This window comes from Nocardia sp. NPDC058640 (genome assembly GCF_042716995.1).
Taxonomy (GTDB): Bacteria; Actinomycetota; Actinomycetes; order Mycobacteriales; family Mycobacteriaceae; genus Nocardia.
This window is the reverse complement of record NZ_JBHXRG010000002.1, coordinates 272,214-285,771: the sequence shown is the minus strand read 5'-3', so window position 1 is coordinate 285,771 and position 13,558 is coordinate 272,214. Positions and strand designations below refer to the sequence as shown.

Here is a 13,558-nt window from a genome sequence, read left to right as displayed (position 1 = left end):
CTCTCTCGCAGAATTTCGAGCCTCAAACTGTCATTGCGTGCCAGCCGACCGACGATGCGTGCCAACCCGTCGGTTTCCTCAGGCGCCGTGCGCTTCCCGGTACTCACCAGGGGTCATACCCACTTCGCAACGAAACGCACGGAAGAACTGACGATCGGAGGCGAACCCGGACGCCAGCGCGATCGACGCCATCGAACGCCCCCGCTCACCCACGAGCAGGGCGCGCGCATGTTCCACCCGCATTCGCCGCAACTCCGCACCGATTCCACCCTCGTCGAACACCCTGTACAGGCTGCGACGCGACAACAGACAAGCCCGCGCGATCTCGTCGACAGTCAGTCCGGGATCGGTGAATCGCCGCCGCATATACGCCAAAACGTGTTCCCGCCCCAGCGCCTCCCCCGCTAGCCCGGTCGGCAACTCACCCGCGGCCAGCCGCACCGCCGAAGCCAGCAACGCAATCCCGTTATCGGCCAGGACATTCGCCTGGTCAGGCGCGATCTGCTGAATTCGCGCCAGATCGCGAAAGAACCCCGCAACCACCCCACCCGGACTAGCCGCCCGCACAGCTACAGCGGTAGGCACCACAGTCGAATTGTCCCGCACCGATTCCAACGGCGTCTGCACCACCACGTGCGCCCACGACGCGTCCATCTCCCAGTGATACGGCCGCGACGTGTCATACAGGACCATGTCCCCAGCCCCCACCACCGCAACCCGCCCATCCTGATGTAACCGTCCAGACCCCTGCGTCAGGATCGAGACCAGCAGAAACTCCCCCTCGGTCCGCGCGATCCCCCGCTTGGTCCGCCGAATCCGCTGCCCACTGCCACTGATGGTCGACAAGTCGAATCCCGGCATGCTGGTGCGCGCGATATTGCCGTGAAAGACCGCCTCCCGATCAGGTTCGACAGCCAATGGCACATAGCTTTCCGAGAGCAGTGACTCCCACTCCGCGAAGGATTGTTTCTGAATGGCATTATCGGTAGTCATCGAACCCTCCCCCGGAATTCTCCCGGCGTCACTCCCGTCGTCGTACGGAAAACTCGATAGAACTGTCGCTCGTTCGCGAATCCGGCCAGCCCGGCAATCGTGGCGCCCGGCCGCTGCGGGTCCGCGAGCAGCAGCGTTTTCGCCCGCTCCACCCGGAAACTCCACAATCGCGCCATGACACCGACATCGCTGCCGTCGAAGAGTCGGTACAGCGCACGCCGCGACAGCAGGCAGGCGCGGGCGATGTCATCGACTGTGAGCGTTGGATCGATGCACCGCTGCTGCATGAACGCCAGCACCCGCCTGCGCGACAACGCGTGCATTCCCAGCTCCCCTGGCAACTGCCCGGCGGTCAATGCCAAGGCCGAGGCCAGCAACGGCACACTGTGCGCGGCCAATTCCGCCGCTTGCGCGGGGTGACCGGCCTGCAGTGACGCGATATTGCGGAGAAAGTCGGTGACCACCGCAGCCGCGCTATCGGCCTTGACGGTAATGGCCGAGGGCGTGAGTGGCTGAGTCCAACCCCCGCGGTCGGCCAGGATCGACACCGGCACCTGGACAACGATCTGCTCGTGCAGTCCGTCGGATTCCCACCAGTTCGGCCGCCTGCTGTCCACGAAAACCATGTCGCCCCGCCGCAATTCCGCGAGTCGACCGTCTTGTCGCACCCGACCCGAACCCGATACGCAGATCCCGACGTACAGCACTTCGATGTTCGATCGAGCGATCAAGCGCGGGGTGCGCCGTACCCGCTGTCCGCTGGAATACAGCGTGCTGAATTCCACGCCGTCGAAGGTGTCGTGAGTGAGTTCGCCGCGGAAAGGACCCGTTTGCCCCAGCGGTTCGATCGCCACGGGGACGTAGGCGTTGGTCATCACCGCTTCCCACTCGTCGAACGAACCCGCGGTGGACGTATCCATCGACGGTACCCACTCTCTCGACAACCACAGCTGGCAGCGGAATTGGCCAGGTGGTTGCCATACTCGCGCCTACGAGAGGGAATCTAGCAGTAGCCGGAATCAGAATTCCAGGAATGTGAGTGCAACCACGCTAAATAGCGTATTGCGATCACCGATCCGCCAGAAACATGGGTCCGGGAACAATAGCCAACTAATTGCTTTGGCTAATAGGCCTAATCGCCACAGCAACCACCGTCGGGAACCGGCACCGTGCGGGTTTCGCGAGTCTGCATGTTGCGGGCCGCGAGGTCGGCGTCGGCGGGGTAGTCGACGGCGATCAGGGACAGGCCGTGGGCGGGGGCGACGGTGACCGAGCTCGAGCGTTCGGTTTCGGCGAGCAGGGTGCGGGTCCAGTCGGGGGTGCGGCGGCCTTCGCCTACGGCCAAGACGGCGCCGACCAGGCTGCGGACCATCGACCAGCAGAAGGCGTCGGCGCTGACGTAGGCGGTGAGCAGGTCGCCGTCGCGTTCCCAGTCGAAGCGTTGCAGTTCACGGATGGTGGTCGCGCCTTCGCGGCGGCGGCAGAAGGCGGCGAAGTTGTGCAGGCCCAACAGGTTTCGTGAGGATTCGCGCATCGCTTCGAGATCCACGCCCGGCTTGCACGGCACCACGCCGCGTGCCTGCAACGGCTGCGCGCCGTAGGGGGCGGTGGTGAGGCGGTAGGCGTAGTGGCGGCGCATCGCGGAGAAGCGAGCGTCGAATTCCTCAGGGGCGGGCGAGATTTCGGTGATCCGCACGTCCTTGGGCAAGAACTTCGCCATGCGATACATCAACTTGTCGGCGTCGAACTCGGCGTCGGTGTCGAAGTGCGCGACCTGCCCCTCGGCGTGCACCCCCGCGTCCGTACGCCCGGCAACAGTGAGAACAACATCCTCACGCAACACCTTCGACAGTGATTCCTCGAGCACCCCCTGCACCGTGCGCAACCCCGGCTGACGTGCCCACCCGGTGAAATCGGTTCCGTCATAACTGATTCCGAGCCGCACCCGCGTCATGCCATCCTCCTGGAGTCGCACACAGAAAAGAACCGAGCCCGCCACCCACGAAGGGTGACGGGCTCGGCAGGAAGCCTGAGAATCAGGCGTCCTTCTTGTCCTCGGTGGCCTCGTCGGCGGCCGGAGCCTCGACGACAGCTTCTTCGACGACCTCGGCGGCCGGAGCCTCTTCGGTCTTCTGCGAAGCGGCGACCCGACGGGCACGATCGGCCTCGTTGGTCACGGTCTTCTCGCGAACCAGCTCGATGATGGCCATCGGCGCGTTGTCACCCTTGCGCGGCAGCGCCTTGGTGATACGCGTGTAGCCACCCTCGCGACCCTCGAACGAGGGGCCGATGTCGGCGAACAGGACATGGACGACGTCCTTGTTACGGATGTCCTTCATGACCTCGCGACGGTCGGCAAGAGTGCCGGCCTTCGCCTTGGTGATGATCTTCTCGGCGTAGGGACGCACCGCCTTGGCCTTGGCCTCGGTGGTCGTGATCCGACCGTGCTCGAAAAGCGCCGTGGCCAGGTTGGCGAAGATCGCCTTCTGGTGCGACGCCGAGCCGCCGAACCGGCGACCCTTCTTGGGCTTGGGCATTGTGGGTTTCTCCTGGGCGTATTAAAGCTGTTCGGTTTCGGCGTAGTCCTGCTCGCCGCCGTCGGTATCACTGAACGTGCCGCTGTCGCTCCACGTTCCGGTGCTCGCGTCGTAACCCACCACGGAGGACGGGTCGAACGACGCCGGGCTGTCCTTGAGCGAGAGGCCGAGCGTGTGCAGCTTGACCTTCACCTCGTCGATGGACTTCTGGCCGAAGTTGCGAATGTCGAGCAGATCCGACTCGGTGCGGCCAACGAGCTCGCCCACCGTGTGCACACCCTCGCGCTTGAGGCAGTTGTAGGACCGGACGGTGAGGTCCAGGTCCTCGATCGGCAGACCGAACGAGGCGATGTGATCTGCCTCGGCCGGGCTGGGGCCGATCTCGATGCCCTCGGCTTCGACGTTGAGCTCACGGGCCAGGCCGAAGAGCTCGACCAGGGTCTTACCGGCCGAAGCCAGCGCGTCCCGAGCCGTGATGGAGTTCTTGGTCTCCACGTCGAGGATGAGACGGTCGAAGTCGGTGCGCTGCTCGACACGGGTGGCCTCGACCTTGTAGGTCACCTTGAGCACCGGGGAGTAGATCGAATCCACGGGGATCCGGCCGATTTCCGCGCCGGTCGCCTTGTTCTGCACGGCGGGCACGTAACCGCGACCCCGCTCGACGACGAGCTCGATCTCGAGCTTGCCCTTGTCGTTCAGGGTGGCGATGTGCATGTCCGGGTTGTGCACGATAACGCCAGCCGGCGGAACAATGTCACCAGCGGTGACGGTGCCCGGGCCCTGCTTACGCACGTACATGGTGACCGGCTCGTCCTCTTCGGAGGACACGACCAGGCCCTTGAGGTTCAGGATGATGTCGGTGACATCTTCCTTCACGCCGGGGACGGTGGTGAACTCGTGCAGGACGCCGTCGATGCGAATGCTCGTAACCGCGGCCCCCGGGATGGAGGACAGCAGGGTACGACGCAGCGAGTTGCCGAGGGTGTAACCGAAGCCCGGCTCGAGGGGTTCGATGGTGAACTTCGAGCGGTTCTCCGCCACAACCTCTTCGGTCAGTGTCGGACGCTGGGAAATCAGCATGGGGATCTACTTCCTGTCTGGGCATCCACTATTTGATGCCTGATCAGTGATTGCGGGGGTCCTTGTAGTGCCCCCACCAAAGAGCAGACGTAGGTGGGCCGTACCGGGAGCGCCCCGGTACGGCAAACACGCCTACTTCGAGTAGTACTCGACGATGAGCTGCTCGGTCAGCGGCACATCGATCTGCGCGCGCTCGGGCAGCTGGTGCACCAGGATGCGCAGCCGGCCGGGAACGACCTGCAGCCAACCGGGAACCGGACGGTCACCGACGGTCTCGCGAGCCACCTGGAACGGCAGCGTCGGCAGCGACTTCTCCTTGACATCGATGATGTCGTACTGAGAAACCTGGAAGCTGGGGACGTTCACGTTCACACCGTTGACGATGAAGTGACCGTGGCTGACCAGCTGACGGGCCTGACGACGGGTACGAGCCAGACCGGCGCGGTACACGACGTTGTCCAGACGCGACTCGAGCAGACGCAGCAGGTTGTCGCCGGTCTTACCCTTGAGGCGGTTGGCCTCTTCGTAGTAACGACGGAACTGCTTCTCCATGACGCCGTACGAGAAGCGAGCCTTCTGCTTCTCCTGCAGCTGCATGAGGTACTCGGATTCCTTGATCCGCGCGCGGCCGTGCTGGCCGGGCGGGTAAGGACGACGCTCGAACGCCTGGTCGCCTCCGACGAGGTCGACGCGCAGACGACGCGACTTGCGGGTGATGGGGCCTGTATAACGTGCCATTTTAAGCTTTTTCCTTTCCCGCTATTAGACGCGACGCCGCTTGGGCGGACGGCAGCCGTTGTGCGGCTGGGGAGTGACATCGGAGATCGAGCCGACCTCCAGGCCTGCGGCCTGCAGCGAACGGATCGCGGTCTCGCGGCCCGAACCCGGGCCCTTCACGAACACGTCGACCTTCTTGACGCCGTTCTCCTGCGCCTTGCGGGCAGCGTTCTCGGCAGCGAGCTGCGCGGCGAACGGGGTGCTCTTACGCGAACCCTTGAAACCGACGTGACCCGACGACGCCCACGAGATGACATTGCCCTCGGGGTCGGTGATCGAGACGATCGTGTTGTTGAACGTGCTCTTGATGTGCGCGTGGCCGTGCGGGATGTTCTTCTTATCCCGGCGACGCGACTTCTGAGACTTCTTCGGGCCAGCGGCCCGGCTCTTCGGAGGCATACGCTATCCCTACTTCTTCTTGCCGGCGACGGTCTTCTTCGGACCCTTGCGCGTGCGCGCATTGGTCTTGGTGCGCTGACCACGCACGGGCAGGCCACGACGGTGGCGGATGCCCTGGTAGCAGCCGATCTCGATCTTGCGACGAATATCGGCCTGAACCTCGCGGCGCAGGTCACCTTCGACCTTGTAGTCCGTGGCTTCGATGTACTCGCGAAGCTTCGCGAGATCGTCGTCGCTCAGGTCCTTGGAACGCAGGTCGGGGCTCACGCCCGTCTCGGCAAGGATCTGGGTGGCGCGGGTGCGCCCGATTCCGAAAATGTAGGTCAGCGCGATCTCCATACGCTTTTCGCGCGGGAGATCAACGCCCATCAGACGTGCCATGTGGCAGTTCCTTAATGGTGGCGGAGGTCTGCTCCCCGTCCGTCCCCCCGTCTTTACAAGGTGGGGGCACCGGCCTCCGTGCCGGTGGATGGCACGCACACGTATGTGCGTGCTGGAGCTGGGAGTGCTTCTTTTCGGTCAATCCGATCAGACGATCGGTGCCCGGTGGTGAGGCTGAATCAGCCCTGACGCTGCTTGTGGCGCAGGTTGTCGCAGATCACCATGACCCGACCATGACGGCGGATCACCTTGCACTTCTCGCAGATCTTCTTGACGCTCGGATTAACCTTCACGTCAGTCCAATCTTTTGTCGGTCCACACAGGTGGTGTGAACACAGTTTTTCCCCAGCTGAAGGACTGGGGAAGTCTGGTGGTGTCTCTGGTTGGAGACACTGGGCGACGCCGCGGGCGCGGAGCTCGCGACGCCGTCAGGCATCACTTGTAGCGGTAGACAATCCGGCCGCGGGAGAGGTCGTACGGCGACAGCTCGACGACCACGCGGTCTTCCGGAAGGATACGAATGTAGTGCTGCCGCATCTTTCCGCTGATGTGCGCGAGAACCTTGTGACCGTTCTCGAGCTCGATCCGGAACATCGCATTGGGCAGCGGCTCGACAACTCGACCCTCGACCTCGATGGCCCCGTCTTTCTTCGCCATATCCTCCGCGATCCCGGTTACGCTCAACCTGAGTTTGGGTGCTGCCCGTGGCCTGCCGACGATCAGTCGGCGTGCACGCGAACAGTCGGCGCATAGGTGCACCGCCGCTCAAGCTTACCGGGCCGGACGCCCAGAGGCAAAAGTGCCCCGAACCGTACACCTCGAGCTGGGGTTGTGCTGGGTAATCCGGGTGTGAGTTCCGGGTGAATCGGAGCGTGGGCGCTTGGTGATCCGCGACGCTGGCGCGGGGGAATCTGAGGCGCGGGTGCGCCGCAATCCGGGTGCGGGCACGGGTAATCCGAGGGCTGCGCGCTGGGTGGTGATAGGGCGGCGGCTAGCTTTGAGGCACCCACCACGGTGCCGAGGTTGTCGCGTAAACTCACCGGCGTCGTAAGAAGTGGGTCGATCAGATCGGGGGACCCTGGTGAACGAGGCGTGCCGGTGAGCCGCAACAACGACAGCCTCCCCATGTTGCCGCCGTGGCTGTCGGAAAGCGACGTCACTCAGGTCGGTTACGAGGCTCCGGTCGAGAACCTGCCCCAAGACGACGAAATCGACGAGGCGCCCAAACGCCGCCGCTTCCTCGGCCGCGGTGAGGATGCCCCGCGCAAGGAGAAGGGCGGCCGGCGCCGTCGCAAGGACCGCGAGCCCGAAGAAGAGGCCGCGCAGCAGCAGTCCGCCCACCCGGCCGACCCCGCCCGCCGAACCGAGCAGCCCGTCTCCGACTGGTCCACCCAGCCCCCCAACGCGCCGATCCCGGGCCCGTCCCACCAACAGCCGTCCCCCGAACTCCCCCCGCGCCAGCCCGCGCACCCGGACGCCCTTCGCGACCCGTCACCACACCAGCCCACCCGCGACTACGCGCCGCAGTCTCCGTCGCCGAGCCGCGAACAACAGCCACTGCGCTCCTCGACCGGCGAGCAGGGCCCTTTCCCGCAGACACCGAGTCGCGAACAACAGCCGCTGCGCCCGACCGGCGAGCACGGCACGTTCCCCCAACCGCCGAACCGCGAGCAGCCGCTGCGCCCGACGACTGGCGATCACGCCGCCGTCCTGCAACCGCCGACTCACGAGCAGCAGCCGCACCGCGCCGTAGCCGGCGAGCAGAGCACGTTCCAGCCTTGGACTCAGTCGACTGACGAGCAGGCTGCGAATCAGCGGCCCCTCGCTCAGCAGCCGCCCCGCGAGCAACTCGCGGATCAGCAAGCGAGCCGTGAGCAGACTCCGGTCCAGCAGTCGCCGCTGTCACAGCCGACTCGCGAGCAGGCGGCGCGTCCGCAACAGGCGCCTCAGCAGGCGAGCACCGGTTGGCAAACCGCGCCCGGCCCGCAAATGCCGCCGACCAGCGAAACTCGCACGCCGGCACAGTCCGACGCCGGAGTTCGGCCTACCGGGCATGGCCCGTCGGTCAACGACCCTGCACCCTGGCCCTCCGCCCAGCCCGCGCCCACCGCCCCGGCCGATGCGAGCGCGTCCCCGTCGCATGCGGGCCCTGCCCTGCCCGCAACGCCAGGCGAAGCGGCGAAGACCGACACCAACGGACTCCCGGCGCGCACACCCGCACCCCCGTCGAACGGCTTCACCCCGCTCGGCCCCACCCAGCAGCGCCCGGATCTCCCTCCCCCGCCGCGCCCGGATCTCCCCCCGCCGCCACCGCTCCCGGCCCCGCCGAGCGAGCCGTCACCTGCCCGCCCGACGCAGGCACCGCCCCGCCTGACCGTCCCCGCAGAGTCACAGCCGGTCGCGCCCCGCCCCGATGCCGAGCGCCCCACCGCGGAACCGCAGACGGCGGCACAGCCCACCGACGCCGTGTCACAAGCCGCACCGGCACGACTCACGTCCGAACCCCACACCGCGTCGCAAGCCGCGCCGACTCGCCTCACCGCCGAACCCGACGCACCCGAATCCGCTTCGCCGACAACAGCATCCACTGAGTCGCGACCGACCGGTGCCAGGCATTCGGCCGGTGGATGGTCGATGCCAGCCGAAGGCGCTCCCGCAGAGACGGCACCCACCACGGCAGGCTCCGCGCGCCCCAACGCGGCGACGACCGAAGCGCAGGCAGACTCGATCGCCGGCAGCACGCAGTCGCCAACAGCCGCTGCCAGTACGTCCGAGTCGCAGCCTCAGCCGGACTTCTCAACTCCCGAAGCGTCCTCGAACGCCGGGCGTTCGGCCGCGCCATCCCCCCACGCGACAGGCGAATCCGCGCTGCGGAACGAGTCGCCCTACCGCACTGGCGAGTTCGTCGATCCTCAGCTGCCCGCAGAAGTTGACCCGCGTTCGCCGTACGCCTCGGGCGAGAGCGCGCTGCCGTCGACTTACCCTGCGACGCAATACAATCCGGTTCCGGGTGACCCGGCGCCGACGCATGCACCGGAGGATCGGACCGAGGTTTTCCGCTCGGATGATTCGCGAGTGCAGGGCGCACCGCATCGTGCGACTGAGCAGAGCGCGTCGAGTTGGCAGGGTGGCGCGGGTTCGGCCCAAGGTGGTCAAACCGGTTACCGCTCAGGCGAATTCGTGCAGGCAGCCGATGCCGCGTCGCCGTATCCGCGGCCCGATGGCACACCGGCTCAGCATCAGCAGCCGGACGGCCTGCCCACTTACGGGCCCGATGGTGTCGCTCAACGGCCAGACGGTGCGGCACCGCAGTACCAGCCCGCTCCCGCGCAGCAGCCCGATGGTTCGCCGCAGTATCGCCCCGACGGCGCGTATCAGCAGCCTGCGGAGTACGTGCAGCCGAATCAGGTTGCCCCGCAACAGTTCCCCGCGAACGCACCCGCGCAGCAATACCAGCCCGACGGATCTCCGGCGCCCCAGTACCAACAGCCCAACGGCCCCGGCCAGCAGTTCGCACCCAACGGCACCCCGGCACAGCCCAACGGACCCGGCCAGTTCCTGCCCGACGGCACCCCTGCTCCGCAGCACCAACCCAACGGCCCGGGCCAGTTCCAGCCGAACAGCCCCGCACCGCAGCAATACCAACCCCCACAGCAATACCAACAACCCCCGAACCAGCAACGCCCGCAATACGGCCAACCAGGTTGGGGCGCACAACCACAGGGCTACCAGCCCTCACTCGACGACGTCCCCGTCAAGCGCGCCAAGAAAGCCCCCGGCAGCGGTTGGCGCAAGGCCGTGCACCACGCGTCGGGCGGCGCGATCAACCCCGGCATGTCCGCCGAGGAACTGCGCCTGCAGGAACTCGTGGCCCGCATCCGCCAACCCGTGCGCGGCGACTACCGGATCGCGGTGCTGTCGCTGAAGGGCGGCGTCGGCAAGACCACCACCACCACCGGCATCGGCTCGATCTTCGCCTCGATCCGCGGCGACCGAGTGATCGCCGTGGACGCCAACCCCGACTTCGGCACCCTGTCGCAGCGAGTGGCCATCCAAACCCGTTCGACCGTGCGCGATCTACTCCTCGACCCGTCGATCGAACGCTATTCCGACGTCCGCAGGCACACCTCCCAAGGCTCGAGCCGTCTGGAAGTGCTTGCCAGCGAACGTGATCCGGCCGCGTCGGAAGCCTTCAACGACGAGGAATATCGCGCCGTAGCCCGCATCCTGCAGCGCTTCTACAACATCATCCTCACCGACTGCGGCACCGGCCTGATGCACTCGGCGATGAGCGGCGTCCTGGACCTGGCCCACTCGCTGGTGCTGATCTCGTCGGCCGCCATCGACGGCGCCCGCAGCGCCGCCGCCACCCTGGACTGGCTCTCGCTCCACGGCCACGACCACCTGGTCCGCAACGCGGTAGTGGTCATCAACCTGCCCCGCGAGGGCTCCCCCAACGTCGGCATCCAGCAGCTACGCGAGTACTTCCTGTCCCGCTGCCGCGCCGTCCACATCATCCCCTTCGACGAACACCTCTCCGAGGGCGCCGAAATCGACCTGCACCGCCTGCACAAAACCACCAAGCGCGCCTACGTGGAACTGGCAGCCACCGTCGCCGACGAGTTCGGCGTGGACCACCGCCGCTTCAACTGACCCGACAAGTCACGCCTGCAGTGCGGGCGTGGCTTGCTCGCGGAGTTACTTCACGTCTCGACGCAGCAGCGGCAGCAACTTCTCGAGCAGAACGGCTTCGCCCTCGGGCGTCCAGTTCTGGATGGCGGCGACGGCGGCGAGGTCGTCCACCACAATGATGGTGCTGCGCAACCCGATCAGGTCAGTCGAGACCCCGGCCATACCGCCGCCTGCCTTGTCGTCGGTGCGGACGAGGACGAGATAGTCGAGCCCATCAGAGCCGGTGGGTTCCAGTTCCCTCGACCAGTGCCGAAAGGCCTTGGTGCTGTTGTTCGCCTCGGCATTCGAGTAGCGCGGGTGGTACCGGAAGCCGAGATCGGTGAGGAACTGGGTCGGTCCCCCTGGATGCAGGTAGACGATCCCCTCTCCGTACGAGGGGTACTCGGCCAGCAGGATCTGTCGTCCGAGAAACTGCGGGTTGTCCGATTTCGCCTGTCCGACACTGGTCGGCTTCGGCGAAGCGGCCGTGCTCATGACTGTCGATGCGACCGCGGCCGTCGCGCCCGTGCTCGACGGCTGCGGCCAGACGGCGACACCGACCGCCACGGCAATCGCCAGCACGGCGGCAGCTCCGGCCACCAACCATTGCCGCGACGACCGATCGGGCGCGCCGACAGGAGCCCGCACCTGCGCGCCGGTCATCGCCGCACGCAGCGCGTCGGTGAATTCACCGCAGGTCCCGAATCGCTGGTCGGGCCGCTTGGCCATCGCCACCTCGAGCACCCGGTCGACACCGACCGGCAGTTCATGACGCAAGTCGGTCGCGCGTGGCGGTGGCTGGTTCAGATGCGCCATCATCACCACGGTCGGTACCGTCCCGACGAAGGGATTCCGGCCGGTCAACAGCCGGAAGAAGGAGCAGGCGAGACTGTAGATGTCCGCGCGATGGTCTACCGCCCCGCCGAGCAGCTGTTCGGGCGATGCATACGCGACGGTGGCGAGCAGGTCGCCGTCCTGGGTGAGTTCTTCGGTATCGGTGGTCGATTTCGCGATGCCGAAGTCGGTCAGCAGTACCCGTTCCTGTTCACCTGAACGTGGCGAGAGCAGAAAGTTGGCCGGCTTCACATCGCGGTGCAGCAGGCCGGATCGGTGTGCGTAGTCCAGTGCCTTGCCGACCTCGGTGACGATGCGCAGGGCCCGGTCCGGTGTCATCGACTGCGGAGCCGCCGACATCGCCTGCGCCGCATCGGATCCCGACACGTACTGCATCGCGATCCAGAGCTGCCCGCGGTCCTCGCCCCGGTTGTAGACAGAGACGATATTCGGATGATCCAGTCCCGCAGCGAGATTGGCCTCACGTTCGAATCTGGCCCTGAACTCGCGGTCGCCGGTGAAACGTCGAGACAGGACCTTGATCGCATCGTGGCGGGGCAGCGTGGGATGGGCGGCGAGGTAGACCGCGCCCATCCCACCTTCCCCGAGCAGCCGTTCGATGCGATACCCGGCGATGATATTTCCCGGTGCGGACATCGGCGATCCCGTCAACTGTTGGCCAGCAGGGCATATTGGGCAGCGGCGCGCTGGCGAACGTCGGCGATCTGGTCGCTGAACACCGTTGCCACGTAGCGGTCGTACCTGAGATTGCAGGTGTATCGGCGCCGGTCATCGAATGTTCGGCAGATGGTGTCGGGTACACCGTCGGGCCCGGCGACAACGTCGGGTTTCCCCTCGGCCAGCCTGTGTTGCAGTGTGTGCGCAGCCGCCGGGTCCCGCGCTCGAAGCAGGATCGTCCCGTCCACGAACGCCGCACGGTCAACTCCGACTTCGCCGAACAACCGCCCCTGCTCAGCTTGCTCTACCTGGAAAAGGATCGCCCCACGGCCGTCCACGACCGCCTCGAAGGCGGCGGCACGTCGCGGAAACTGCGGGTAGCGAGAAGGATCAAGCTTCAATGTGCGTCGCAACAGGTCGAAGGGGTCATCGCCGAGTCGGTAGATCTCGCGACGCGACAGCGGCGGCAACGAGTCCAGCAACGGCAACTGCTTGTCGAGTACCCGCGTGGCGAGCGTGGTCAACGCGGCGAGCTCCGGCGACGATGTACTCACCGTCAGGCTGATCATGTAGGACCCGTGTGACAACCGGGTGCCCAATGTCCTGACTTCGGGGCGCCAATGTGACCGCGCGGAGGGATGTCCCGCCAGCTGAACCCTGGTGTTGACGTCGGCCGCTACGCCGAAGTCGATCGCCTCGAACTCGGCGGCAGCGGCCGACGCCATCGCCGCATCCGGAAACTGGAACACCGAGATCGCGAAACCCGGCTCACCCCGCTTCGAGTCCATATCAGTCCCCTCGGTGGCGCTGACGCTGGAAACGATGCCGTAGGCCAACTGATTTCGACGCAGCACCTCCTGGAAATCGGCCTGCGCGTGCTGGCGCCTGTATTCCCGCGGCTCGGCTACCGGCGCGTAGCCCGTACCGAAAGCGAGGGCCTCGTCCACCTCATAGCCCTGCACGATGTGTCCGGCCAACCTCATGATCGCCAGTTCGGTGCCGTGCTCGAGGGAGTGCGCGTAGTTCGCACGATATTCCAGCGGTTCCACCGGATAGCTGCCGACATCGAACCGACGTACATCGACCTCACCGGCGAGGGCGGTGCCCGATACCGGCGCTGCCCGCACGGCCAGCCCGCACGTCACCGCCATCGTCGCGACAGCAGCCACCGCCGCGATATTGCGCAACAACTCCAGGTACTTCATCCA

At 66.1% G+C, this 13,558-nt stretch carries 13 protein-coding genes; 1 reads left to right on the top strand and 12 read right to left on the bottom strand.

Features of this window, described 5'->3' with window-relative positions:
- Positions 1–78: 78 nt before the first annotated feature.
- The 10 genes from ACFWU5_RS06070 to infA all read right to left on the bottom strand — a co-directional run bounded on the left by ACFWU5_RS06070 (position 79) and on the right by infA (position 6,824).
- Positions 79–993 carry a helix-turn-helix domain-containing protein gene (locus ACFWU5_RS06070; protein WP_379241464.1) on the bottom strand — a complete coding sequence of 305 codons (915 nt, stop codon included), beginning with the start codon at positions 991–993 and terminating at the stop codon, positions 79–81.
- Positions 990–1,913 carry a helix-turn-helix domain-containing protein gene (locus ACFWU5_RS06065; RefSeq protein ID WP_379241463.1) on the bottom strand — a complete coding sequence of 308 codons (924 nt, stop codon included), beginning with the start codon at positions 1,911–1,913 and terminating at the stop codon, positions 990–992. The genes ACFWU5_RS06070 and ACFWU5_RS06065 overlap by 4 nt, the downstream gene beginning before the upstream one ends.
- A 212-nt stretch (positions 1,914–2,125) precedes the next feature.
- Positions 2,126–2,938, bottom strand: a complete 813-nt coding sequence (truA, locus tag ACFWU5_RS06060; protein WP_379241562.1) for a tRNA pseudouridine(38-40) synthase TruA — start codon at positions 2,936–2,938, stop codon at positions 2,126–2,128.
- A gap of 91 nt (positions 2,939–3,029) precedes the next feature.
- Positions 3,030–3,530, bottom strand: a complete 501-nt coding sequence (gene rplQ / locus ACFWU5_RS06055; protein WP_379241462.1) for a 50S ribosomal protein L17 — start codon at positions 3,528–3,530, stop codon at positions 3,030–3,032.
- 21 nt (positions 3,531–3,551) lie between these two features.
- Positions 3,552–4,610: a DNA-directed RNA polymerase subunit alpha gene (locus ACFWU5_RS06050; protein ID WP_378598299.1), complete on the bottom strand. Its 1,059-nt coding sequence runs from the start codon at positions 4,608–4,610 to the stop codon at positions 3,552–3,554.
- 132 nt (positions 4,611–4,742) lie between these two features.
- Complete coding sequence (gene rpsD / locus ACFWU5_RS06045) at positions 4,743–5,348, bottom strand: 30S ribosomal protein S4 (protein WP_379241461.1); 606 nt, start codon at positions 5,346–5,348, stop codon at positions 4,743–4,745.
- A gap of 24 nt (positions 5,349–5,372) precedes the next feature.
- A complete protein-coding gene (gene rpsK / locus ACFWU5_RS06040; protein WP_378547364.1) occupies positions 5,373–5,786 on the bottom strand; it encodes a 30S ribosomal protein S11 in 414 nt (137 codons plus the stop codon).
- A 9-nt stretch (positions 5,787–5,795) separates the two neighbouring features.
- Positions 5,796–6,167: a 30S ribosomal protein S13 gene (gene rpsM / locus ACFWU5_RS06035; RefSeq protein WP_379241460.1), complete on the bottom strand. Its 372-nt coding sequence runs from the start codon at positions 6,165–6,167 to the stop codon at positions 5,796–5,798.
- 179 nt (positions 6,168–6,346) lie between these two features.
- The gene (gene rpmJ / locus ACFWU5_RS06030; RefSeq protein WP_056818299.1) at positions 6,347–6,460 is read right to left on the bottom strand and encodes a 50S ribosomal protein L36; all 114 of its coding nucleotides are present in this window, start codon (positions 6,458–6,460) and stop codon (positions 6,347–6,349) included.
- Between the two features lie 142 nt (positions 6,461–6,602).
- The gene (infA, locus tag ACFWU5_RS06025) at positions 6,603–6,824 is read right to left on the bottom strand and encodes a translation initiation factor IF-1 (protein ID WP_003418601.1); all 222 of its coding nucleotides are present in this window, start codon (positions 6,822–6,824) and stop codon (positions 6,603–6,605) included.
- A 441-nt stretch (positions 6,825–7,265) separates the two neighbouring features.
- On the opposite strand from infA, the gene ACFWU5_RS06020 reads away from it, so the two are divergent.
- Positions 7,266–10,820, top strand: coding sequence for an AAA family ATPase (locus ACFWU5_RS06020; RefSeq protein ID WP_379241459.1), 3,555 nt, complete (start codon positions 7,266–7,268; stop codon positions 10,818–10,820).
- A gap of 45 nt (positions 10,821–10,865) precedes the next feature.
- Here ACFWU5_RS06020 and ACFWU5_RS06015 read toward each other — a convergent pair whose 3' ends face one another.
- Positions 10,866–12,329, bottom strand: a complete 1,464-nt coding sequence (locus tag ACFWU5_RS06015; protein ID WP_379241458.1) for a serine/threonine-protein kinase — start codon at positions 12,327–12,329, stop codon at positions 10,866–10,868.
- Between the two features lie 11 nt (positions 12,330–12,340).
- Entirely contained in the window at positions 12,341–13,555 is a 1,215-nt protein-coding gene (locus ACFWU5_RS06010) for a hypothetical protein (protein ID WP_379241457.1), read from the bottom strand.
- Between the last annotated feature and the right edge of the window lie 3 nt (positions 13,556–13,558).